This window comes from Bradyrhizobium sp. 179, from assembly GCF_023073535.1.
GTDB lineage: Bacteria > Pseudomonadota > Alphaproteobacteria > Rhizobiales > Xanthobacteraceae > Bradyrhizobium.
Window position 1 is genome coordinate 23,893 of the sequence record NZ_JADPJR010000032.1, and the last position, 21,434, is coordinate 45,326.

Annotated in this window: 19 protein-coding genes and 3 pseudogenes; 12 read left to right on the plus strand and 10 right to left on the minus strand. The window is 61.2% G+C overall.

Annotation, left to right across the window (positions count from 1 at the left end):
- The first annotated feature begins 60 nt into the window (after positions 1–60).
- From IVB12_RS07680 to IVB12_RS07690, 3 genes are read left to right on the plus strand one after another with little or no spacing between them, the layout of a single operon-like run.
- Positions 61–651 carry a hypothetical protein gene (locus tag IVB12_RS07680; RefSeq protein ID WP_247297352.1) on the plus strand — a complete coding sequence of 197 codons (591 nt, stop codon included), beginning with the start codon at positions 61–63 and terminating at the stop codon, positions 649–651.
- Positions 652–662: 11 nt separating this feature from the next.
- Positions 663–1,289, plus strand: coding sequence for a tetratricopeptide repeat protein (locus IVB12_RS07685; protein ID WP_247297353.1), 627 nt, complete (start codon positions 663–665; stop codon positions 1,287–1,289).
- A 57-nt stretch (positions 1,290–1,346) separates the two neighbouring features.
- Entirely contained in the window at positions 1,347–1,766 is a 420-nt protein-coding gene (locus IVB12_RS07690) for a hypothetical protein (protein WP_247297359.1), read from the plus strand.
- Positions 1,767–1,918: 152 nt separating this feature from the next.
- On the opposite strand, the gene IVB12_RS07695 is transcribed toward IVB12_RS07690, so the two are convergent.
- The 4 genes from IVB12_RS07695 to IVB12_RS07710 form a co-directional block, all read right to left on the minus strand.
- The gene (locus IVB12_RS07695) at positions 1,919–2,995 is read right to left on the minus strand and encodes a relaxase/mobilization nuclease domain-containing protein (RefSeq protein ID WP_247297361.1); all 1,077 of its coding nucleotides are present in this window, start codon (positions 2,993–2,995) and stop codon (positions 1,919–1,921) included.
- On the minus strand, positions 2,992–3,510 hold the full coding sequence (locus tag IVB12_RS07700; protein ID WP_247297363.1) for a MobC family plasmid mobilization relaxosome protein: 519 nt from the start codon (positions 3,508–3,510) through the stop codon (positions 2,992–2,994). The genes IVB12_RS07695 and IVB12_RS07700 overlap by 4 nt, the downstream gene beginning before the upstream one ends.
- Positions 3,511–3,946: 436 nt before the next feature.
- Positions 3,947–4,933: a ParB/RepB/Spo0J family partition protein gene (locus IVB12_RS07705; RefSeq protein WP_247297365.1), complete on the minus strand. Its 987-nt coding sequence runs from the start codon at positions 4,931–4,933 to the stop codon at positions 3,947–3,949.
- Positions 4,923–5,729, minus strand: a complete 807-nt coding sequence (locus tag IVB12_RS07710) for a ParA family protein (RefSeq protein WP_247297366.1) — start codon at positions 5,727–5,729, stop codon at positions 4,923–4,925. Before IVB12_RS07710 ends, IVB12_RS07705 begins: the two co-directional genes overlap by 11 nt.
- 411 nt (positions 5,730–6,140) lie before the next feature.
- On the opposite strand from IVB12_RS07710, the gene IVB12_RS07715 reads away from it, so the two are divergent.
- The 7 genes and pseudogenes from IVB12_RS07715 to IVB12_RS07745 form a co-directional block, all read left to right on the plus strand.
- Positions 6,141–7,595, plus strand: a complete 1,455-nt coding sequence (locus IVB12_RS07715; RefSeq protein ID WP_247297368.1) for a HAMP domain-containing sensor histidine kinase — start codon at positions 6,141–6,143, stop codon at positions 7,593–7,595.
- A pseudogene (locus IVB12_RS07720) lies at positions 7,580–8,954 on the plus strand (sigma-54 dependent transcriptional regulator). The gene IVB12_RS07715 and the pseudogene IVB12_RS07720 overlap by 16 nt, the downstream one beginning before the upstream one ends.
- 113 nt (positions 8,955–9,067) lie before the next feature.
- Positions 9,068–9,796 (plus strand): hypothetical protein, encoded by a 729-nt coding sequence (locus IVB12_RS07725; protein WP_247297370.1) that lies wholly within the window; start codon positions 9,068–9,070, stop codon positions 9,794–9,796.
- Between the two features lie 41 nt (positions 9,797–9,837).
- Complete coding sequence (locus IVB12_RS07730) at positions 9,838–10,455, plus strand: hypothetical protein (protein WP_247297372.1); 618 nt, start codon at positions 9,838–9,840, stop codon at positions 10,453–10,455.
- 49 nt (positions 10,456–10,504) lie between these two features.
- Positions 10,505–11,790 (plus strand): annotated as a pseudogene (locus tag IVB12_RS07735) (MFS transporter).
- Between the two features lie 17 nt (positions 11,791–11,807).
- Positions 11,808–13,043, plus strand: a complete 1,236-nt coding sequence (locus IVB12_RS07740; RefSeq protein WP_247297374.1) for an arsenic transporter — start codon at positions 11,808–11,810, stop codon at positions 13,041–13,043.
- Between the two features lie 735 nt (positions 13,044–13,778).
- Positions 13,779–14,054, plus strand: a pseudogene (locus tag IVB12_RS07745) (HU family DNA-binding protein); the annotation flags it as partial.
- Positions 14,055–14,101: 47 nt separating this feature from the next.
- Here IVB12_RS07745 and IVB12_RS07750 read toward each other — a convergent pair.
- On the minus strand, positions 14,102–14,245 hold the full coding sequence (locus IVB12_RS07750; protein WP_247297376.1) for a hypothetical protein: 144 nt from the start codon (positions 14,243–14,245) through the stop codon (positions 14,102–14,104).
- A 62-nt stretch (positions 14,246–14,307) separates the two neighbouring features.
- Positions 14,308–14,619: a DUF736 domain-containing protein gene (locus tag IVB12_RS07755; RefSeq protein ID WP_247297378.1), complete on the minus strand. Its 312-nt coding sequence runs from the start codon at positions 14,617–14,619 to the stop codon at positions 14,308–14,310.
- A gap of 1,006 nt (positions 14,620–15,625) precedes the next feature.
- Between IVB12_RS07755 and IVB12_RS38345 the strand changes: the two genes are divergently transcribed.
- Both IVB12_RS38345 and IVB12_RS07765 read left to right on the plus strand, forming a co-directional pair.
- Positions 15,626–15,826, plus strand: a complete 201-nt coding sequence (locus IVB12_RS38345) for a hypothetical protein (protein ID WP_247297380.1) — start codon at positions 15,626–15,628, stop codon at positions 15,824–15,826.
- Positions 15,827–15,949: 123 nt separating this feature from the next.
- A complete protein-coding gene (locus tag IVB12_RS07765; RefSeq protein WP_247297387.1) occupies positions 15,950–16,285 on the plus strand; it encodes a hypothetical protein in 336 nt (111 codons plus the stop codon).
- Between the two features lie 86 nt (positions 16,286–16,371).
- Here IVB12_RS07765 and IVB12_RS07770 read toward each other — a convergent pair whose 3' ends face one another.
- From IVB12_RS07770 to repA, 4 genes are all read right to left on the minus strand, one after another.
- Complete coding sequence (locus IVB12_RS07770) at positions 16,372–16,791, minus strand: hypothetical protein (protein WP_247297389.1); 420 nt, start codon at positions 16,789–16,791, stop codon at positions 16,372–16,374.
- A 106-nt stretch (positions 16,792–16,897) separates the two neighbouring features.
- Complete coding sequence (gene repC, locus IVB12_RS07775) at positions 16,898–18,130, minus strand: plasmid replication protein RepC (RefSeq protein ID WP_247297391.1); 1,233 nt, start codon at positions 18,128–18,130, stop codon at positions 16,898–16,900.
- A 197-nt stretch (positions 18,131–18,327) separates the two neighbouring features.
- Positions 18,328–19,347, minus strand: a complete 1,020-nt coding sequence (repB, locus tag IVB12_RS07780; protein ID WP_247297392.1) for a plasmid partitioning protein RepB — start codon at positions 19,345–19,347, stop codon at positions 18,328–18,330.
- Positions 19,344–20,558 (minus strand): plasmid partitioning protein RepA, encoded by a 1,215-nt coding sequence (repA, locus tag IVB12_RS07785; protein WP_247297394.1) that lies wholly within the window; start codon positions 20,556–20,558, stop codon positions 19,344–19,346. The genes repB and repA overlap by 4 nt, the downstream gene beginning before the upstream one ends.
- Between the last annotated feature and the right edge of the window lie 876 nt (positions 20,559–21,434).

The following is a 21,434-nucleotide window of genomic DNA, read 5'->3' on the forward strand; positions in this document are numbered from 1 at the left end:
CGTCCTAAGGTCGCGAACCGCCTTATATTTGCACGCGATACTTTAGCCAAGGAAATAGATATGAGAACGGCATTTGTATTGATGTTGCTAATGGTTGCCCCCGGCGCCGCTCACTCGGAAGACGCTCCCGCTCCCAGCCGGATCGACAGCATTACCAAGTCGGCGCGCGACATGATGCCTGCTATGCCCTCGCTCCCGTCCGTTTCACTGCCGTCGATGCCTGACTTATCCCTCCCCGATTTCTCCGACGCGACGGGCAGGATGATGACAGAATTCAATACGTTTACGCAACAAGTTGGGGAGGCGCTGCCGATACTAGAACAGATGGGCTATGAGGTCACTACGTTTAAGGTGACGTGGGCTCTTCCGCCAAAGGCTCGGCTTCGACTGAAGTCTAATGGAAACGCCGACATTCAGAAGGTGAATGCCGTCACGGCTAAGGCGACTAGCGGCGGGGTGCTGGTCTCCGCCCTTATCACAAGCGCCGCGACCGCAAAGCGCATCCAAAGTACGATGCGGCTAGGCACCGCATATCTCGACGTAGACTTCGCGGTCCCGCCCCGCGTGAACATGAAGTTTGTCAGCGCGAAGGCCAGCGAAAAGGACGAAGCAATTCGCGACACGGACGAACTAGAAATCGCCTGCAAGTAATGAGAGCCTAAATGCTGCGTCTTGATGGTGGATTAGTTCGCGCGACTGTTACGGCTGTGGCCCTCGCGCTGTTAACGCCTTTCGCTGGCCTCGCCCTTGCGGGGCGGGTGGAGGATGCTGATGCAGCTTATGCACGCGGCGACTACGCTACAGCGCTTGCGTTCTATCGACCGCTCGCCGAGAGCGGCGCGTACTCCGCGCAATTCGTCCTTGCAGGAATGTACGAAACGGGGCGAGGCGTCCCGCAGAGTGATGTGGAGGCGGCAAGGTGGTATCGTAGGTCGGCAGAGCAAGGTTTTGGCTTCGCGCAATTCAATCTGGCAATGATGTACTCCAAGGGAAAGGGCGTCGTTCGGGATGATGCCGAAAGCGCGAAATGGATGCGGCTTGCTGGCGAGCAAGGTCATGTCTACGCACAGACCGTCCCCGGTGGTCTTTACGCCAGCGGTACGGGCGTGCCTCAAGACTACGTAGAAGCGTACAAGTGGTATAACCTCGCCGCGTCTCGGTCCACGACAGACGCCAACAAACAAAATCAAGACAATGCTACGCAGATGCGGGACCTAGTTGCAGCTAGGATGACTCCCGAACAGATTGCTGAGGCGCAAAGATTGTCGCGAGACTGGAAGCCGCACTGACATATGCGCAGGATGATGCACGGCAAGAGCTAACAAGGCGAGACAAGAATGCGGTTGATGGATTTCACAAAGGCCTTGGTCGCCTGCCTTTTCGTTGTCACCTACCCGGCCCACTCTCAATCCAATCAAGAGCGCTACGCGCTTCAGGAACGTTGCAGCAAACAAGCCGCTGCAACGTTCAAAGCTGAATGGGGAGGCAATACCGTAAATTCTAATGGCGGACAAATACGTGCAAGTTACCAAAACCATTACAACGAACGGCTTAACAAATGCTTCTATCTAGAGATCAGTACGACCTACAAGCGCGGCGCCGAGACCTTCAAAACGCTGCGACTATTCGATATCAATGAAAACAGGGAATACTCCACCTTCGCAGGCCCAGAGACGCAAGGAGACCTCATTTGCTCGATTGACGAGGTGCACTGTTCTTCCGAGCAAGAGTTCTTGCGGCTATTAGATCCCTATATGAAGGATTAAGCCACTAGCTTGGCCGATTGTCGGGAACACCCTTGGACGCTTCGATGAAGGCGCGTCCCAGCTCGGGCTTGAAGTCAATCTCTAACCGCCCGCTTTCCGCTTTGCGGACGGTGACGAGGTGACGACGGCCTTCGTCGAGATCCTCCGGGCAGTTACCTCGTCCGCTCATCGTCTCGCTTGTGACCGCGCCTATCGGCATCGACTCCCCGTCCGACATTGTGGCGCCGGCCTTGGGCGAGTTCCGCAATCTCATTCATCAACGCATGACGTCGGGTTTCGACAGCGGGCATATCGTTGACGAATTGCCGTATCTGTCGCGCTAGCACGCGATCTTCTGCCACTCCAGACCGCTCTAGCTCGGCGGCATAGTCGATATATCGCCGGCGGATAGCGTCCTGGCGTGACTTAATCTGTTCGTTCCAAGGATGTTTGGCGGCCCTGCCGCCCCTCACTTCCGAAAGCACCTCCTTACGGGCGAGCCTATCAACCTCGGGCGTGATCTTTCGCTTGCGCATAGCGAGCACCGCCCCGCGATCGGCCTTTCGAACCCGTCCGCGGGTTCGGCGGGGCGTAGCCTCCGCCGCGATCCCGCGAAGCCGGAGTTCGCCAGCAAATCGTTCCCGCCAGGCCTGAAGATCCGCCTTGCGGGGATTGAGTCGCTTGCCGTCGTGGCTCAGGGACCGGACGGTCAAGTGCACGTGGGGATGCTTGTCGTCGAGGTGCTGCACAAAGATGTAGTCGTACTTATCGCCAAACGTCTCGATGGCAAATGCACGAGCCGAATCCTTGACGGCGACGGCATCGGTACCAGCCGGCATCGACAGAATGATGTTGATCGAAAGCGACGCATCGCGGCGGCGCCTGTTGTCGAGAACAGAATCATCCTCCCATCGTTGCTGCAGATCTTTCAATCCGGCACGACCCGTCATTGTCGCGCCCTGCTCCGTTTCCGCATCGAGCTCACCGTTTCGCGTGATGTATGCAAGGTGCGACTTGAGATGCGCCACGCCCTTGGTGCGGCCGGTGATCTTGACCATCACCTCTGGTGCTCGGCGCACGATGCGTTCGAGCTTTGCCCGCATCGCCGGCGTCAGGCGACCGGGAGCAGCTGGATCGGGGATATCCCACTCGGGCCGCCGTGGACGCCGAATGGGCGTTTCCCAGACATACGAGATCGGCGGAAGCTCGGAGCCCAGAGCATTCGGGCGCGGCGAGGAGCGCCGGCTCATCGCCGTCCGTCCCAATAATCCGCGTTGCCATTCAGCGCATTACGTAATCGCGCCAGCTCTGCTTCAATGGCCAACTTCGCCTCTTGAATGGCGGACAGATCGGGCTCAACCACCCTGCCCTGCAGCACGCTGGTGTTTGCGGCACGCGCGATCTGGTTGATGTTGCCGCCGATCCGGTTGAGCTCGCGAACGATCGCGCGGAGCACCTCGTGCTCGCCTGGGGAATGCTGCACGGGTGACGCCAACCGCGAGCGCACCAGTGCGACGATCCAGCCGGTTCGGGTCATGCCGCGCTGATGTGACACTTCCGCGAGCTGCCGCATCTCGCTCTCGCGAAATCGCACCGTCACTTTCTCCGGTCGTCCAACCGGCAGCGCCAACATACGCGGCGCTGGTGCAGCTAGTGCATCCGCAATGAGACGTCGCAGCAGCGCGGATTTGCCGCCCTGGGTCGCCGCAAGAGCGGAGAACCGCGCCGCGACGTCATCGGAGACGCGAAGCGAGATCAGAGCCATGCACGCCAGTCCCAATTGCGATGTAATACATCGCTGGCGCGAAGCCTATCCTGCACTAGAAAACGCGACTCCTTCCACCCCCTCCATGTTGGTTCAAACCAACGCGCACGGCATTCAGGGCTCGGGAGTTGCTGAAGGCGAGATCCAACGCGGCCGACGGTCGATGCTGAGAGTTCTTCAGACCTGACCTTTCGGAATGACGCAGCCGTCACCCCTAATGCTCGTATCCCACGAGCACCGCGCGTCCAGACTCGCAAAATTGGCACCGAGCATGTGGGCCGCGGCTTTCCAGCAGCCTCCGGCCTCTCTACAGCGCTGTGCGGGGCGCGTTCGGCCTCCGGCTGCTGCGCTAACGCGCCATCCTTCGGATGGGAAATCCGCTCCGCCAGCGCACACCGGTACTCTGTCTTCGCGGATACGAAACCGTCGGACGAGTTCATCTCGGCAAGATCTCCTCGATCGTGAGTGCCGATGCTGGAACTTCTTCGGCGTTGTCCGCTCCATCGACCAAAACCACAGCGTGGCGGGAGCCTTGCGTCGCGAGTCGATCAATAATCAGCTGTCCAACCCTATTCTGATAGCGAACCCTGATCGCCAGCCGTGCTACGGACCTGGATTGTGAAAGGATGCGAGTTTTTGGAGCTTGATCTTCGGTTGTTGCTTCTTGGTCTTTCGGAGCGGCGCGTGGAGGCCCTGCTTCCGGAAGGAGGTTAGGTCTTTCGGATCGGGGTAGCTCGGGACGCGGTTGGTTCCGAGCTTGGGCGCGGTCAACATCGGCGCGCACGTCCCGGGCCAGCTGCCGAGCCTGCGCATCCGTGAAGCTGTCCTGGGTCGCACATAGCCGTTCGATCTCATCGGGATGCGTACGCCAGGCCTGGTAGAGTTCGTAAAGCGCTCGGATCGAGCTGCTCTTAAGTTTCGCCCTGAGGAATTCCGGCATGCTTTGAACCGACGCGTAGCGGGACACCCAGTCTCTTGACTTGCCGAGCTTGCGCGAGATATCCGCTTGGGTATCGCCAGTGTCCAACCGGTCTGCGATGAACCTCGCGATCTCAGGCGCGCGCAAATCATCGCGCTGGATGTTCTCGATCATCTGCGCGTATCGGTCTGGCAAACCGGCGTCTTGAACAAATGCGGGCATTTCACGCAGCCTCGCGCGCCGCGCAGCGCGGTACCGGCGCGCACCCATGACGATGACGTAGCGTCCATCATCATGGGAACGGCGAAGCACGATGGGTTGCAGCACGCCATGTTCGGCAATCGATTGTGAAAGCTCCTCCAGTTCCTCTTCGCTGAAGTTGCGGCGTGGTTGATCGGGGTCTTCGTCAATGCAGTCGATCGCGACCAAGAGCGGCCGCCCGGTTGCCGCGTTGGGGTTTGCAGCAGCGTCGACGAGCTCCTTAAAGCTGAGATCAAGCGTCATTCGTCGTCCCCTGATCGAGCTGTTCGGCGACCTTGGCGAGAACCGCGCGGATTTCCCGACCCGCTTCTTGTGCCGAGCGACGCTTCAAGCTCCACACCGGCACCCTCTCCGCCACGGCTTCGGCATAGCCGTCCCGAGCAACAATTTGGCCTGGGAACACGTACTTTCCGGCTTCGCGCAATAACTGTTCCAAGTGTGTTCGTTGACGAGGCGACTTCGTATTAAAGTTCGACGGTAGCAGGCCGAGGAATCTCGTGTCCTGGCGATCGTATCGTCGTTGAACGCCAATCACGGTCTGCATCAGGCTTTTGACGCCTTTTATCGAGTAATCTTCCAGGTAAATTGGGGCCAGCACGTGCGAGGCGGCAACCAGGCAAGCGACGGTACGAAGGCCAAGCGATGGCGGAGTGTCGATCACGCAGATATCGAACAGTTCGGCGGCATCGGCGAGATTCTGTTGCAGGGTCATGACGGCGGCAGCATTGCCGCGATCGATATCCGTCAAGGAGCTATCGGCCGGCGCGAGCGTGATACCGTCGCTTTCGCCAGCGACAAATCGGGCCGCCGGCTTGAAGAGATCCGCCGCCGAGGTCGAGCCGGTATGCTGCTTGAGCGTGTCGGTTGCGTTGCCTTGCGCATCAACATCGATCATCAGAACCCGGCGGCCAGCTTCCGCCATGAACCAGGCCAGATGTACGGCGAGCGTCGTCTTGCCGACGCCGCCCTTTTGATTATTGATGACGATCGTGTTCACCGGGTTGACCTCGATGAAGCTATCAGCGCCCGTTTCATCCATGTTCCTCCGACACCTACCGGCTCGGTCCTGACTAGACCGGCCTCTTCATCCTCGGTGTTGGTTTGAACCAACACCGGCTGCGGACCAGCGCGTGCCGCAGACTCCTGAAAAGCAGACCCAAAATCCCCTGCCAGAAGAGTCAGGTGGGCCGACGGCAAAACGGGAAAGTGCCGAGGGCGAATGTTGCGGGGCCATATTCGCCCTCTGCGCTCCGGCCGTGTTGGTTTAAACCAACATGGCCGGAGGGCACGGAGGAGTGTTGGAGTGACCGCGTGGTCATCTTTGCGCCACAGTGCCAGGGTGGTGCCCCGGGCGGAGAACATGATTTAGAATGGACGCATCGACGCTCACGAGAGATCGTGCGAAAGATCTCGGATAAGATTAGGCCTTTCTCATCTCGGAATCGGCTCGATGCGATCTCTTCGATCCCGACTGCTGGCTCTCTGGATCATGCTGGTCGTCTCAGGGGCGGCTACCGGATATCTTCTGTTCGAATCCTTCCGGCAGACGTCGAATGCGCGGGTGGCGCGCTCGGAAGAACTGGTGGCGCGCGCCTGTCGCGATGTCGCCGACCGTTACCAATTTTTCGTGTCCGGCTGGGGCGGCGGGCCCATCGATGGCCGCTTGAGGCGGGATCTCATCACTGTAGTCCAAACCGCGCTTTCAGGGACCACCGGTGTTGAGGGCGGGATTTGGCAGGCCGATTCGGGATCGCTGGCCTACGCGTTCCCGTCTTATGAAGGTACGGGGCCAAAGACGGACCTTCCGGCAGCCGAAGAGAGCACCATTCGCGAGGTCAATGCGGAAGCCTTGCGCTCAGGGCGTCCCGCCGTCATTCGCCAGGCCGGACGCTCGCAGGTTCTGATCGTGCAGGCCTGTCCGTTACGCGGGCCGCTGCCCGGCGCAACGGCCTGGACCATGACCCGAACCTTTACCGCAGAGGGACCGGCTTACAACCAGTTGCTGGCCGGCCTTGCCGTGCTCGCTTTGACGATCTTTGGCTCGGCGGCGTGGCTCGCACGCGTGCTCGTGTCCTGGTCGCGCAAGATTGCGCTGATCGAGGGAGCTCTCGGCAAGGGCACCAGCGGTGCAACTGATCTTCCGACTATGCCCCGAACGGGCGAACAGGAACTCGACCGCCTGGTGGATGCATTGAACCTCACCGGCGAACGCCTTGCGCGGGAGCGCCAGCGGGCGACCGCCGCCGAGCGGCTCGCCGCCGTCGGGCGACTGTCCGCCGGCCTTGCCCACGAAATCCGCAATCCGATCGCAGCGATGCGCCTGAAGGCGGAGAATGCGCTGGCCACGAACGAGGACGCGCGGAAGACGAAGGCACTGGAAGCTATCCTGCAGCAGGTTGGCCGGCTGGATGCGCTCCTGCGGGATCTCCTCGCAATGACCCAGGGCGGCGAACCTAAGCTCGCGGACGTCGAACTCACGCCCTTCCTTAAAAACACCATCGAAAACCACCGAGAGGTGGCAAGTGCGAAGGGGCTATCCTTGAGGGTGGGGGATCATCAGCAATATCCTTCGTTGCCACGTTTTGATCGCTCTCAGATGCAACGGGCCCTGGACAATTTGATCCTCAACGCCGTTCAGAATACGCCCGCCGGCGGATGTGTTACTGTCGAGGCGCTTCATCAGGGAGAACACTTGCTGTTGCGCGTGAGCGATACCGGTCCTGGCGTCGGCGAAGATGTTCGCGACCGCCTGTTCGAGCCTTTCGTAACGGCGAGGCCCGACGGAACGGGACTCGGCCTCGCAATCGTGCGCGAAATCGCGCGGGCTCATCGCGGAAATGCGCGCCTTGCGGCCAGCCCATGCGGAGCCAGCTTTGAAATCGAGGTGCCATGGCGACCGTCCTGATCGTCGATGACGACGCGGCTTTGCGCGAGAGCTTGGCCGAGACCTTGACCGATCTCGGCCACACACCCCGTCTGGCGTCCTCGGGTCGAGACGGCCTGGCTGCGCTGTCGGACGAGATCGATGCTGTGCTGCTTGATCTGCGCATGCCCGGCGGACTCGATGGTATCGACGTTCTCCGCCGTATTCGCTCACAGCAAGACGCGCCGGCGGTCGTAGTGCTGACCGCGTTTGCGAGCGCAGAAAACACGATCGAAGCCATGCGGCTGGGCGCTTTTGATCATCTGACCAAGCCGATCGGACGGGCCGAGCTGAAGGCTCTGCTCGATCGGCTGCCGCAGCGAACTCCAACGCGAGCGGCCGCCAGGCAAAGCCGGGCTGATGCGCTGATCGGATTGAGTGACGGCATGCGGCGAGTTCAGAAGACCATCGGTCTTGCCGCCGACGGCGATTCCACGGTGTTGATCCTCGGCGAAACGGGTACGGGCAAAGAGCTGGTCGCGCGCGCCTTGCACGTCCACAGCCGCCGCAAGGATCATTCATTCATCGCAGTGAACTGCGCCGCTATTCCTGCCGACCTGCTCGAAAGCGAGCTGTTCGGTCATGTGAAGGGATCGTTCACGGGGGCATCCAGCGACCGCACGGGCGCCTTCCGCGAAGCAGAGAACGGCACCTTGTTCCTCGACGAAATCGGCGACATGCCGCTGGCAATGCAGGCCAAGATCCTGCGCGCGCTGCAGGAGCGGATCGTCACGCCGGTCGGCGGCAAGCCGGTGAAAGTCTCCGCCCGAGTGGTGGCGGCCACGCACCGCGATCTGACGAATCTCGTCACAAGCGGCCAATTCCGCGAGGATCTCTATTTTCGTCTCAATGTCGTGCCGATCGCGATTCCGCCCTTGCGCGTGCGGCCATCCGACATCGTGCCGCTCGCTGAACACTTCTTGACACTTGCCGCCTCAGCCGGAGGCTCGGACAAGCAACTGACGCCGGCGGCGATCGAAAAACTCTCTCAATACAATTGGCCCGGCAACGTTCGCGAACTTCGCAATGTCATCGAACGTGCCTGCGTGCTGACAAGAAGCGACTTCATCGACGCAGGCGATCTCGATATCGGTGGGCGGCCAGGAGCGCTCACCGGGTGCGTCTTCCCTACTCGACGCTGACTTGCCTTCCGCCGTGGCGAAGCTCGAAGAGACGATGATCCGGAACGCGCTGGAGGCAAGTGGCGGCAACAGGACGGAAGCCGCGCGCCGTCTCAACATCAATCGCCAGCTGCTTTACACCAAGATGCAGCGCTACGGGCTCGCGGACGGCGAGCTGTCAGGAAGGCCGACGCCCTCCGTCGGAAAAGACGACAACTAACGCCCCAGCGCTCAAGAGAACTCCTTCGAAATCAACGACATCGGCCCTGGCACGCCGGTTGCTGTGCCTTTCGCTGTCGGCGACATCGTCGCCAATTTCGAAGGAGTATTCCGATGAAGATCCCATGGACGCTTGCGCTCGTAGGCGCGCTTCTCACCACGACGGCAATCATCACCAGCCCCACCGCCCGAGCGCAGACCGCGGGCGCGGTGTGGGACTCCTCGCAGCTTCCGGAAACGCGCGGCACGGTCAAGCAATACACGCTCACCCCGCGCGGTGATGTCGACGGTTTGATCCTGACCGACGGCACCGAGGTGAAGCTTCCGCCGCATCTCACAGGGCAGATCGTGTTTGCGATCCGGCCGGGCGACGCGGTCTCGATCCGAGGACTGCGTGCACGCGCCATTCCACTGATCGATGCGTCATTCATCACCAATGTCGCGACCGGCAAGAGCGTAGTCGACAACGGTCCTCCGGATCGGGCCGGCGATGAGCAATCCTACAGCGGCAGGATCGCCACGACCTTGCACGGTAAGCGCGGGGAGGTGAACGGCGCGCTGCTCGAGGACGGCACCGTGCTTCGCCTTCCGCCGCCGGAAGCCGAGCGCCTGGAGTCCTGGCTGCGTCCGGGACAAGCGGTCTCGGTCCGCGGTGAGGCGCTCGATTCCGCGCTCGGCAGGGTGATCGACGTGCGCGCGCTCGGAACCTCGCCTGAACAGATGACCGAGCTCACTGGACCTCGTCCGCCGCGCGGACCCAAGGGAGGTCCTGACAGGCTCGGCCCTCCGCCGCCATCGCCACCGGCGCCGGGTTTCGGGCCGCCACCCCCGCCGCGGGGCTGAAGGCGAAGATCTCGTTCAACAGAAGCAAACAGGAGAACAGCATGCACTGGATTGACCCCGAAAGCCTGCCGGAAGTCGCAGGTACGCTCGAACGCTTTGTCGTCAATGCTCATGGTGAGGTCGACGGCTTCGTGATGGTGGATCAGGCCGAGGTGCCGATCCTCATTCACACGCCGCCGCACATGGAACATGAGCTGACGCACCACGTGAAGGCGACCGACAAGGTCGCCGTACGAGGTGTACGGCCGCGCGGCACTCAACTGATTGCGGCAGTGGCGGTCTTGGCAGCAAACGGCCGCCACATCGTCGACCCCGGTCCGGAGCACGACCGGAAACACCCCAAGCCGGACCATCGCAAGATGGATGTAAATGGCACTGTGCGACTCTCGCTGTTCGGCCCCAAGGGCGAGCTGCGCGGGGCGCTTCTTGCAGATGGCACGATCCTGCGCATCGGCCCCAAGCAAGCCGGAGAGGTCGCCGAATTGCTTGCTCCGGGCGCAAAGGTCGCAGCGAGCGGCGACGGCATCGAAACCAAACACGGGCCCGTCGTCGAGGTGAAAGCGATCGGCATCGAGCCTGGCGATCTTCGGCCCGTCCAAAAGCCGAAGCCCAAGCACGATCATCCGAAGCCAAAGCACCAACATGAGGCGCGCGCCTGACAGTTGCGAACTCCCGCGAAAAGGAGGCGGCATCAAGCCGAGGTTTGCCATGACGGAAGATGCTAACTTGAAGCAACGCGCCAACCGTGCGCTTGATGCCGCCAATTTCTTCCTCGCCGACGTCCGTGATGGGCTCGGCCCCTATCTCGCGATCTATCTGTTGACCGAGCAGAAATGGAATGAAGCCCAAATCGGCCTCGTGATGTCGATCGCAGGCTTTGCGGGCATCCTCGCCCAGACGCCGGCAGGCGCCCTGATTGACCGAACGAGAGCCAAGCGGCTTGTGATGGTCGCTGCCGCCCTGCTCGTTACGCTAGCTTCGCTATTGCTGCCGGTATTCCCGAGCTTCTGGCCAGTTGCCGTGTCGCAAGGCATTGCGCATGCCGCAGGCGTGGTCTTCGCTCCGGCGATCGCGGGTGTATCGCTGGGCGTGGTCGGTCCACGCAAGTTCACCAGGCGAATCGGCCGCAACGAGACCTTCAATCACGCCGGCAATGCTACGGCTGCGGTGATTGCAGGCCTTGCGGCCTACATGTTTGGTCCGACGGTCGTGTTCTTCTTGTTGGCCGCCATCTCGATAGCAAGCATCGCGAGCGTATTGGCGATACCGGAGAGCGCCGTTCACCACGACGTCGCGCGCGGACTGCCCGAGGCCAGGCTTGGGGCCGGGCAGGATCAAAACAGGCCTTCTGGGCTGAGCATCCTCCTTACCTGCCGCCCGCTCCTGATTTTCGCGGGATGCGTGACACTTTTCCACTTGTCGAACGCGGCGATGCTGCCGCTGGTGGGACAGAAGCTCGCTCTCCAGGACAGGAATCTCGGCACCAGTCTGATGTCGGCCTGCATCATCGCGGCCCAGGTCGTGATGGTACCGATGGCCATGCTGGTCGGCGCGAAAGCCGACGAGTGGGACACAAACGATTCTTTCTTGCCGCGCTGCTCATTCTCCCGATCCGTGGCGCGCTTTACACCCTCTCCGACAGCCCTGGTTGGCTGGTCGGGGTGCAGTTGCTCGACGGCGTCGGGGCCGGGATTTTCGGAGCGATTTTTCCGGTCATCATCGCCGATCTCATGCGCAACACCGGGCGCTTCAACGTAGCGCAGGGGACGATCATCACCGCGCAGAGCATCGGCGCCGCGCTGTCAACCACGCTTGCGGGACTGGTCACCGTCCACGCCAGTTACAGCGCAGCTTTTCTCACATTGGGCGCTGTCGCGGGCGTCGGAGCTGCCGTTTGCTTCGTGGCGCTGCCGGAAACGTGCAGCGATCTCGGCAGGAGCAGGCGTAATTGCACGCCGGTCGCGCAGCCGATCCCCGGCGTCGTTCCAGAATAGTCTCATCGAGGTGTCATTTGCTGACTGCAAGCATCATTGTCTTTGCTACCGCAGGCGTCATCATCAGGCCCTTCCGCCTGCCAGAAGCGACCTGGGCGCTCGCTGGCGCTGCGGCGCTGGTGCTGTTCGGGATCCTGCCCTTCGGCGACGCGATCAACGGCATGCGCAAGGGCATCGACGTCTACTTGTTCCTGATCGGCATGATGGTGATCGCCGAGCTCGCGCGGCAGGAAGGCCTGTTCGATTTCCTGGCGGCGCTCGCAGTCGAACATGCGCGAGGTTCGCCGCAGCGGTTGTTTATTCTGATCTATCTCGTCGGCATCCTCATCACCGCTTTTCTGTCCAACGATGCCACCGCTATCGTGCTGACTCCGGCCGTCTATGCCGCCACCCGCGCGGCCGGCGCAAAACCGTTGCCCTATCTGCTCGTTTGCGCCTTCATCGCTAACGCCGCAAGTTTCGTGCTGCCGATCTCCAATCCGGCCAATCTCGTGGTGTTCGGCGCGCACATGCCGCATCTTGCGGAATGGTTGCGCCAGTTCGCGTTGCCGTCGCTAGCATCGATCGTCGTCACCTACGTCGTGCTGCGCCTGACCCAGCATCGCGCGTTGAGCGCCGAACGCATCGAATGCCGCGCACCTCATCCAAAGCTCAGCCGCGGCGGTTGGCTGACAGCCTATGGCATTGTGGCTATCGGCATCGTGCTGATTGGCGCTTCGGCGCTTCACATGCAATTGGGGTTGCCAACCTTCATCTGCGGTGCAGTCACGGCCGCCGCCGTACTGGTGCTGAGCCGCCAGTCGCCGCGGCCGTTAATCAAGGGAATATCCTGGAGCGTACTGCCGCTGGTCGCGGGCTTGTTCGTCATGGTGGAGGCCCTCATACGCAGCGGCGCGATCGCGCAACTGAGCGACACCCTTCACGCAGCAGTGGCGCAGTCCGTCCCAAGGACAGCATGGGCGGCGGGCCTCATCACCGCCGTCGCCGACAACATCGCCAACAATCTGCCGGTCGGGTTGATCGCGGGATCGGTGGTCGGGAGCGATCATCTTCCGCCGCAGGTGTTTGGCACCATGCTGATCGGTGTCGATCTTGGGCCGAACCTGTCCGTTACGGGCTCGCTCGCCACTATTCTCTGGCTCGTGGCGCTGCGCCGGGAAAAAATCGACGTCAGTGCTTGGCAGTTCCTCTGGCTCGGCCTACTCGTAATGCCACCTGCGTTGTTGGCGGCAATCTCGTTTGCGGTCCTATGATCGCAACTCGTGACGACCGGAAGGCGGTACGAAGTTTGGAACGAGTAAGGCGGCGCGGCTAATAAGAACGCCTTAGTTCAGTTCTGGGTGAAGCAGTGGTTCTTCCGAGTCTCCCCTCTTGTGTTTCGCCGACACGGAATCCCATTCCAAGCCGGTGCAAGGCGTGCCACCGCATCGGTCCAAGGCGCTGATACTGCGAGGCGCAGACTTCCATCGCCTTAGGCACGTCGCTTTTCATGCAGCCGCGAATTGATCTGCGACATCAGGATCGGCCAAAGGGAAAACTCCCCGACCTCCGCTTTCCGCGTCAGCCGCCCATGCTCGTTGCTGGGCGGTTCTGCGACACGGTCGCGAGAGGATCGTCACGTGAAGCGCGGAGACCGCTTGCGGGCTCCGGGAGCGTCGCAGCGCGGCGCGAGTAGAGCCGTCCCCGGAGGGGCTCGCCCGAGCGTCCACTGCTGCAAGAGTTGCCTACGGGACACGAATGCTTCTATGCGACGGCTATTTGCATCGATGAGAATACATTCTACCTATCGCGAGCGAGAGTCGTGTCGCCAGCTCGAGCTCGTCCACGGCCGGCCGTTGCGATAAAGACAGCCGCAATTACAAACCAAGTATTGCGACGCGCGCGTCCCGACAGCCGGGGATTAAGGCTCTGCATGTGATGCCGGCTCTATCTGTTCCACGCCCTTGATGTCGGACCGAGCAAAATCGAAACAAGACGGAGCTCGTCCGATGACCACTGCCGATGAGATCGCCGGAAAGATTGCAGCCGAGAACGACCTGACGAAGGCTCAGGCGAAAACGATCGTCGATAGCGTGTTCAAGGCGATCGCGGATGCGGCCGTAAGCGGAGCCGAGACGAGCCTTCCTGGGTTCGGCAAATTCAAGGTCAAGGATAGCCCCGCGCGTGAGGGTCGCAATCCGTCGACCGGCGCAACGATTGCGATCACAGCTTCCAGGAAGCTGACTTTTGCGCCTGCCAAAGCCATCAAGGATGTCCTCAACGGAGCAGCGGACCTAGCGACGCTGGATCATAAGACGCAAGACGAGGGGGCTTATGCCCCCTCCTCGGCCGCAAGCGCTTCGTTGCGTTGGCGGATGAGTTCAGCCAGTTCGAATTCGAGCGCCTTGCGCTCCGCCGGCGTGAATACGCATCCGCGCAGCTCCGCGCGTAATTCTTCAATGGTGTCGATGGTCATGATCGTATCTCCGATCGAAGGGAAGCAGGCCCCGCCTTGCGGCGGAGCCCACTGGCTGAGCTTCAGTCCCGGTTCGGCCGGGACCAGATCAGTTGGAGCCCTTCCGCACCTTCGACCTCGGTCAGGGTGGCGAAGATCGGAGCGGGGAAGCTCGGATCGTCCAGCTTGACGGAGAGATAGTCGCGCTCGGTCTCCTTCGCGGTCTTCTGCCAGGCAGCGCCCAACTCGACGTTGCCGGAGTAGATGCGGAAGTGCGGTCCCTTGTCGGAAGGGTTCTCGACGCGGATCAGCTTGGCCTTGACGTTGAGGTTGAGCGTCTTGATCGCGCCGGAGAAGCCGTTGCCCGTGGAGGTAAAGGTGCCGATGGTAGCCATTGTCTCATTCCCTTTGTTTTCTCGGGCCGCGCCTATCGCGACCTCGATGGCGGTCGTGAGACCGGAGGCGACCGACCTGCACCCAAAGGGCCGAAATGAAATGGAGGGCGGCCGGCAGCGACTTTCTTGGACCGCGAGGAATGGTGCGCAGCGCCAGGGGAAGAAAGTCGAGGACGGACGTTGCAGGGACAAGATCGAGAGCCCGCAAAGCGGGATCGGCCTTCGGTCAGACCAGCCTTTATCGAGGACGCAGATGGGTGCGCCCGCCGCGAAAACACATGGAATAAAGACAGGCGCTAGTCGGCTCGGTCATTCGCATCTCAAGGCAACGCGCGTCGCAGCGGAATGTAGTTCACCTTAAGCAGGCCACCTAAGCACCGCGTCGTCACCTACGATGGAGATCGTCGCTGTCATCAATGACGGCGCCTCCTGTCGAAGTCGCCGTCGCAAGATCGACAACCAGGCATGCCGTGTCCTCGCCATGTGGATGCAACCTCGCCTCCCCATCCATGCGACCAACCGCGCTGCGAGGCGTCAGACAGATGCTAGCGTCGCTGGACATGCCGCCACCGAGTCCGAGCGGTTCCGCCGGCGCGCGCGATGGAACGAAGCTGGGCGTTCGGATTGCAACAGCATTTGGAGAGGGTTGTGAGCACCATTGGCCTCTACAGCAATCCGGCTGCCGGGCTCGATTTCGACTCGAACGTTATTTGGCCGGCGGCCGCAGCGGGCTTTCCGCCCACTTCCGGGCGGCGGGATCGCGCAGCGGATCGTCCTCGCAGACCAGGCAGACGGAGCGCGGCCGACTGGGCGCGACGTCGTCGGGCACGGCTTCCGGCTCAGGTAGAGCGGAGTCATGGTTTTTCCCTGCTAGGACCAGCTTAGTTCCCGGTGCGCCGCGAGCACAAGTAGATCGCCGAAATTGTCCGCATGCATCAGACCGCTTGACGCGGAGCGCGTCTCACACTGAAATCCGGTTTTCAGTGGTGTTGCGGGGGGTGGCGTCGTGGAAGAATTTTACAGGGGCTTTGCGCAGCGGGCGCGCAATCTGGCCGAGAACGCAGACCCGTTCACCAGGCGGCGGCTACTCGACCTAGCCCAGCGATACGACCTCAAGAGCAAACCAGGATCCGGAGGCGGTCGGACTCTTCCGCCGCCGCGCGCGATGCCACCGACGGCGCTGTTTTCCGGGTCCGGCGAAGCTTAAGACGTCGTCCGAGCGCGGGCCGGTCGTCAGTTTTCGGTGTCTTCATCAAGCGGGACGAGTGTTCACGACTCGGTCCACGGGCCATCTCGGCCCGCTTTTCGCATTCTTTGCTACGAGATAGCCGTGCCGCTCGACAGCGTCGAGATGCGTGGTCGACAACTGCAAATCGGCGGCACCGAGCTGGTGCAATGCTTGCCCGCCAACCGGCTCTCGAAAATCGAGCTGTCATTGAGACGTAGCTCACACGGCTCCGCGGCCCGGTCCTCTATGGTCTCGTCTCGCGTTCTTCGGAGGAGACAGATGATAGCCACCTTGGCGAGGGCGCTTTCGCGCGTCAGACGTCCGGCAACCGACGTTGAGGAACTGAAGACCATCGCGATCTTCTGCGGTGCCGGTCTGCTGTTCACCCTTGTGGCGGCTATGGCCTTCGGCCTTGCTCTTGGCCCGGAGCCGTTCTGAAGAAATACAGCCGCGACCGTTGTTGCAGCCAACTCGCGCGCTCGACGCAGAACTGAACCGCGCAGGCGCATACGCGGCGCGCGGAGTCATCGCCTGCGCCGCGCGATCTCGTCAGCGACCATGCCTTGCGCCCGCACCAACCGATCATGCAGGGTCTCGAACATATCGAGGATGTCATCATTCGGTTCATTCTTGCCCTGTTCGATGGCTTCGGCGACGAGTTCATCGAGGGGCATCTCCTTCAATTGGCCCCTCTCCAGAAGCTCTTCAAACAGGCCATCGCTGGTCGGCTGCGGTTGGATGCAACCGTCAGAGTTGCACCAGACGGTAAACGTCTGCTGCCCCAGAACGGCGTTCTCGACCATCTCCGCATCCAACGGGACCAGCGTCCCCCAAGCCTCGCCCGCCTCGTCGGCGAAACCTGCCACGTACATCCCTTGCTCCACGGCGTCTTCATCGCGAAGCTGGAAGAACGGCGTGAGCATGATTGGAGGACATTTTGCCATGACGATCTCTCCGAACGGCTTTGCACCGACACAGTGCAGCAGCCGTGCCAGCGCGCACCTTCGATCACACGAAAAAGGCAAGGTCTGGGAGCGGCACCTCATTGCCTCACGCCCGCTGCTTGTCTCGCCGCCGGGAATTGATCTGCGCCATCAGGATCGGGCCAAGCGAAAATTCGCCGACCTCGGCTTTTCGCGTCAAACCGCGCAGATAGCCGCCGGCGGAATTGATCGCGGCGCCACGTTGCAGGATGCACGCGACGACGATGGCTGCGGGGACCTCGCCCATGACCGCTTGCGCCTCCTCCCAGGCGCTCGGACTGATCCCCAACATCGATCGTACAACGGCCGCTGTGGCCAGGAGATCGCGCCAGTTCGAAATCCCACCCTTCGCATAATCGACGATGTCCGGGCACGCACTCAGGACCATTCCTAACGGATAAGCTCCCTCCCCGACTCGCGATGGCTGAGGTTTGGGCTCAGCTCCCGCCGCCCTGCCTTCTCGAAGGACAGGTTCAAGTTCAATAAGGGCGTCTGGATTTGAATTCTGTATGTGGCGCTCAGAGTGGGACTCATTGGCGCTCGGATTCTTGGATTTGATATGCGATTCCAGCAGATTGAGCACGTCGTCTGCAAGTTGCGAAAGCTCTTCGGCGATCGGCTCGAGCTGCTGGCGCGTGGCAGTACGCGGAATCTGATCGACGATCGCACGGAAGGCGGTATGCACGACCTGCCAATCGGCAGGCCCCTGCCCTCCCCTCCGCGTCGGGACGGCTTCCTCGATGCCTGTTGCAATCATCTTCGCGATGTCGCGCCGGCACAGCGTGATCCGCTCGCGCACGAGCTTGAGGGCGCGGGCCTCGGCTTCGATATCAGCCGCCAGGCGCTCAAACTCCTCCGAACGCACGACGAGCGGCGACAGATCGAAGCCGAAGGCGAGCTCGATTTCGCCAGCACCATCCTTCCGCGCATACCGCTTCCCATTTGGACTGTCGCGCCGAACGATCAGTCCCGCGTCGACCAACACAGCGAGGTGACGCCGCAGCGTCGATGCCGGCATGCCATGCGCCCGCCGGCTGAGCTGATGGTTCGACGGGAAGACAATCAGATCATCCTCTCCTGTGAGCGCGGTCTCAGGATGGAAGGTCAGGAGCGCATTTAACACCGACAGCGAGCGCTCGGAGACGCCAAGGCGCGGCCGTGCCGTACAGATGGCGTGGAAGATCTTCCACTTGTGCACGATCTTTTCGGGAGGGCGTTCGGTTGCGACCATCTGGCTTGCCACGTGGGCAAGCGTCAACGATCGCCGCCCAAAGGGCGTCGTTGGAGAATGTGACTGCATGTCTTTGCCTCAGATGGGCAAAGGAAACCTGCTCGCCGAAACGACGATGAAATCGCGTAGAAACTCTTGACTGCGATTCGCGAAAGTGATTCTCTGTCAGTCGCCAAACTTGAAGAGAAGGGCTTCCGGAACTCCGTTTCGGGGGCCTTTTTCTTTTGCCTTGTCTGCTCCTGGTTCGTGTTTACGGGACGAGGCCGTCAGGCCTCGGTAGTTTCCTGACCACTGCTCGTCTTGGAAAAGGCGTCGAACAGCGCCGGGAGTTGATCGACAAGAAATGCCGCAAATGTCGCCGAGACATTCTTGTCGAGGATAAGCTTCAATTCGCGCTCGGCGTGACGCACGTGCGCAATCTTGTCTCCGGATGCGGAAAAGACCGGCTTCTCTTCGGAAGCCTTCGATGTGCCCGCGGAAGATGGACGGCTTGCCGCTGTGAATGCTGCAAGAAACCGGGCGTCGGTTTCTCGCTCTGCAAATTTCGATTCAGCAATCGCCGCTCTGACACGTTTGAGCGCCGCGGCATCCTTGATCAATTCAGCGAATGACTGCCAGCGGCCGCGGCCAACTTTCGGAGCCTTCCCGATTGCTTGAACAACTTCGGCCGGAACCGATCGAGCGACAGCAAGGAGTTTCGAGGCCTCCGCCCGATCGACCGACAACGCATCTTGCACGATTGCTCGGCTATGCCCGGCATCTTCGATATGCATCGCGAAGGTGGCGCGCTCAATGAAACTCAGGTCTTCGCGTGGAGCGTTCTCGAGTCCTTGCGCCACGACAAGCGCTTCATCTGAAAGAGCTCGCAGGATCGCTTTGACGGAAATGCCTAGTTCGCGCGTAGCGCGGACGCGTCGATGACCATACGCACTCTGGTAGCGCCCTTTTGCTTCAGGATGCTCCCGAACGAGAATGGGCACCTCTTGGCCACGCTGTGCGATCGACTGCTTAAGTGCCTCGAACGAGCTATCAGCTTGGTCGCGAAAGCGGTCGGCCAACGGAGACGGATCGATAAGCGAGGGGTCGATTTCAAGGATCATGGCCCCGGATGCGATTCTTTCGCGAAGCTCCTCGTTCTCTTTCTCGACTTCGGAAAAAGAGTCTTTCAACGAGCGGACCGAGCCTGACGAGACCCGCGGCAGGGCACCTGGCATGTTGTCAGCTGACAACGCAGTTGATTGCGGGGCCGTGAAAAGGCTCTTGATAGTGTCAGTGCGTTTGCTCATCGACCCCACACCTTCTTAAGAAGTTGCGCGATTTCGGCATTGACCGCGTCGACCGATTCCAACGCCCGGTCGTAGGCGCCGCGCCCTACGGCGCCGCGCTCCAGCTCATAGAGTGATTGCTTAGTGAGACCGGCGTTGGCGATCGCAGTCGATTTCCACACAGTGGCCTGGAGCACATCCGATCCAAAAAGAGTCCGGAGAAGCGCCACGATTTGCGCTTCGGGCACGTCATTAGGATCATGACGCGTGATGACATACCGGATGAAATCGTGATCGAGTCGCCCGCCAGCCTCCTCGATGACGGACATGAGGTCCGAGGTCATGAGGAGAAATTGGCTCATGGATGCGACATCGACCATCTGAGGATGGATGGTCACCAGCATCGCGGTTGCCGCGTTTAGCGCGCCCATGGTCAAGTAACCGAGTTGGGGTGGGCAGTCGATGACGACAACGTCATAGTCGTCGGCGACCTGGTCGATGGCGCTGGCGACGCGGCGAAAGAACAGGTCGTGTCCGCGTTCACGCCGCTCGATCATTGCGCGAGGCGTATGGTGCTCGAACTCCATCAGTTCGAGATTGCCCGGAACGAGACCTATCCCGTCAAAATAGGTCGGCCGGACAATCTCGCGCATTGGCCGCCGGTGTTCGTCATATCGGATGGCGCCGTAGAGCGTCTCGTTCGCCGCGATGTCAAACTCGGGCTGGTACCCGAACATTGCGGAAAGCGAAGCTTGCGGATCCATGTCGATCGCGAGGACCCGAAAGCCGGCAAGCGCGAGGTATTGGGAAAGATACAATGCCGTCGTTGTCTTGGCGGAACCGCCCTTGAAGTTCGCGACCGTGATAATTTGAAGCTTGTCGCCCGGGCGGCGGCGCGGGAGAAATTCCAGGGCTTCTCGGGGCCGAGCCGTGGCTAGATACGCGCGCAACTCGTGAATCTGAGCCAGAGTATATGATCGGCGCCCCCCAAGTCCGGTCGCTGGGGTTGGTCCAAGTCCGTCCAGCGAGAGCTGTCGAAGATACCCGTCGGAGACGCGGGCAATTCGCGCCACCTCCCCTGAGGTGAACGAGCGGAGAGACTTACTGGCTGAAGGCGGAAAAAGCGTTGTAGCCAGCGAGCGAAGCTGGCCGGAAAGGATGCCGGCATGCCGGGTGATCCGCGCAGACGCAGTCTCGCTCATGGTAAGCGAATCTTCCGCTAAGCTTGGCATTTGCTTTCTCAAGACGGCTTCTGCGCGTCAGACGCCTGATCTCCGTCTTGAGAGATGGCCACGATTCTATGATTTGAGCAAGAATTAAAGGGTTAACGAGTTGTTAACGCCTAATGGCGTGTCCAACGGTGGGTAGCGACTTTTGTGCACCGACTTGCTGTTGTCAGCGACAACAGCGACTTCCAACGAGTGGGTTGGACATCTCCTATAACGTGAGCCTGATGGCCTTCCACGCGTCCTCGTTCAGTTTTCATCTTTGTAGCTCGCCACCTGGGGCAACGGGTCGCCGCGGCGCGCAACCGTCCATTAATTTCCTCCGATGTGCGGCAAACTCCCTCGCTTCCAGGCCGGCCAGCGCGCCACCGCTTGTCGAAAGATTGATCGACTGCGGCACTAACTCTCTTCCACCGCCTCCCAGCGATCGTTAGTCTGGAGAATCGCGCCGATGGTAGCGTCGACTCACTCGGGCCGTTGGTCTGACGCTGCGACCGACGGCCCCCAGAAGCACCCTCCCCGCCTCGCCTGCGACACCGGCCGTAGGCGCCCGAGTTGGATGGCGAGGCAGCGTATAATCGGCGATGTCGGCTCGCTGGGGTTCCGCCACACGCCGGAGCGTCGCGGCGGTTGATCGAGGCCGCCGCGTCACCTCGCTGCACCGCCGGGCCTGTCGTAGGCGACGCGGCTACAGGTCCGGGCCTCGGTGCGGTGCCGGCACGGCGAAAGAGCAAGGCGACGTGCAGTCGGGCCGGTCGGCCAGCATTTGCTGCAGGTTGATCTCGCGCCGGGCCGGATTTGACCAACCTTGCTTCACGAACTTTTTGGGCCAGACCTTACTGACGGTCGAACGCCTCGGTCCGTCCATTAGGGCTCTGGACA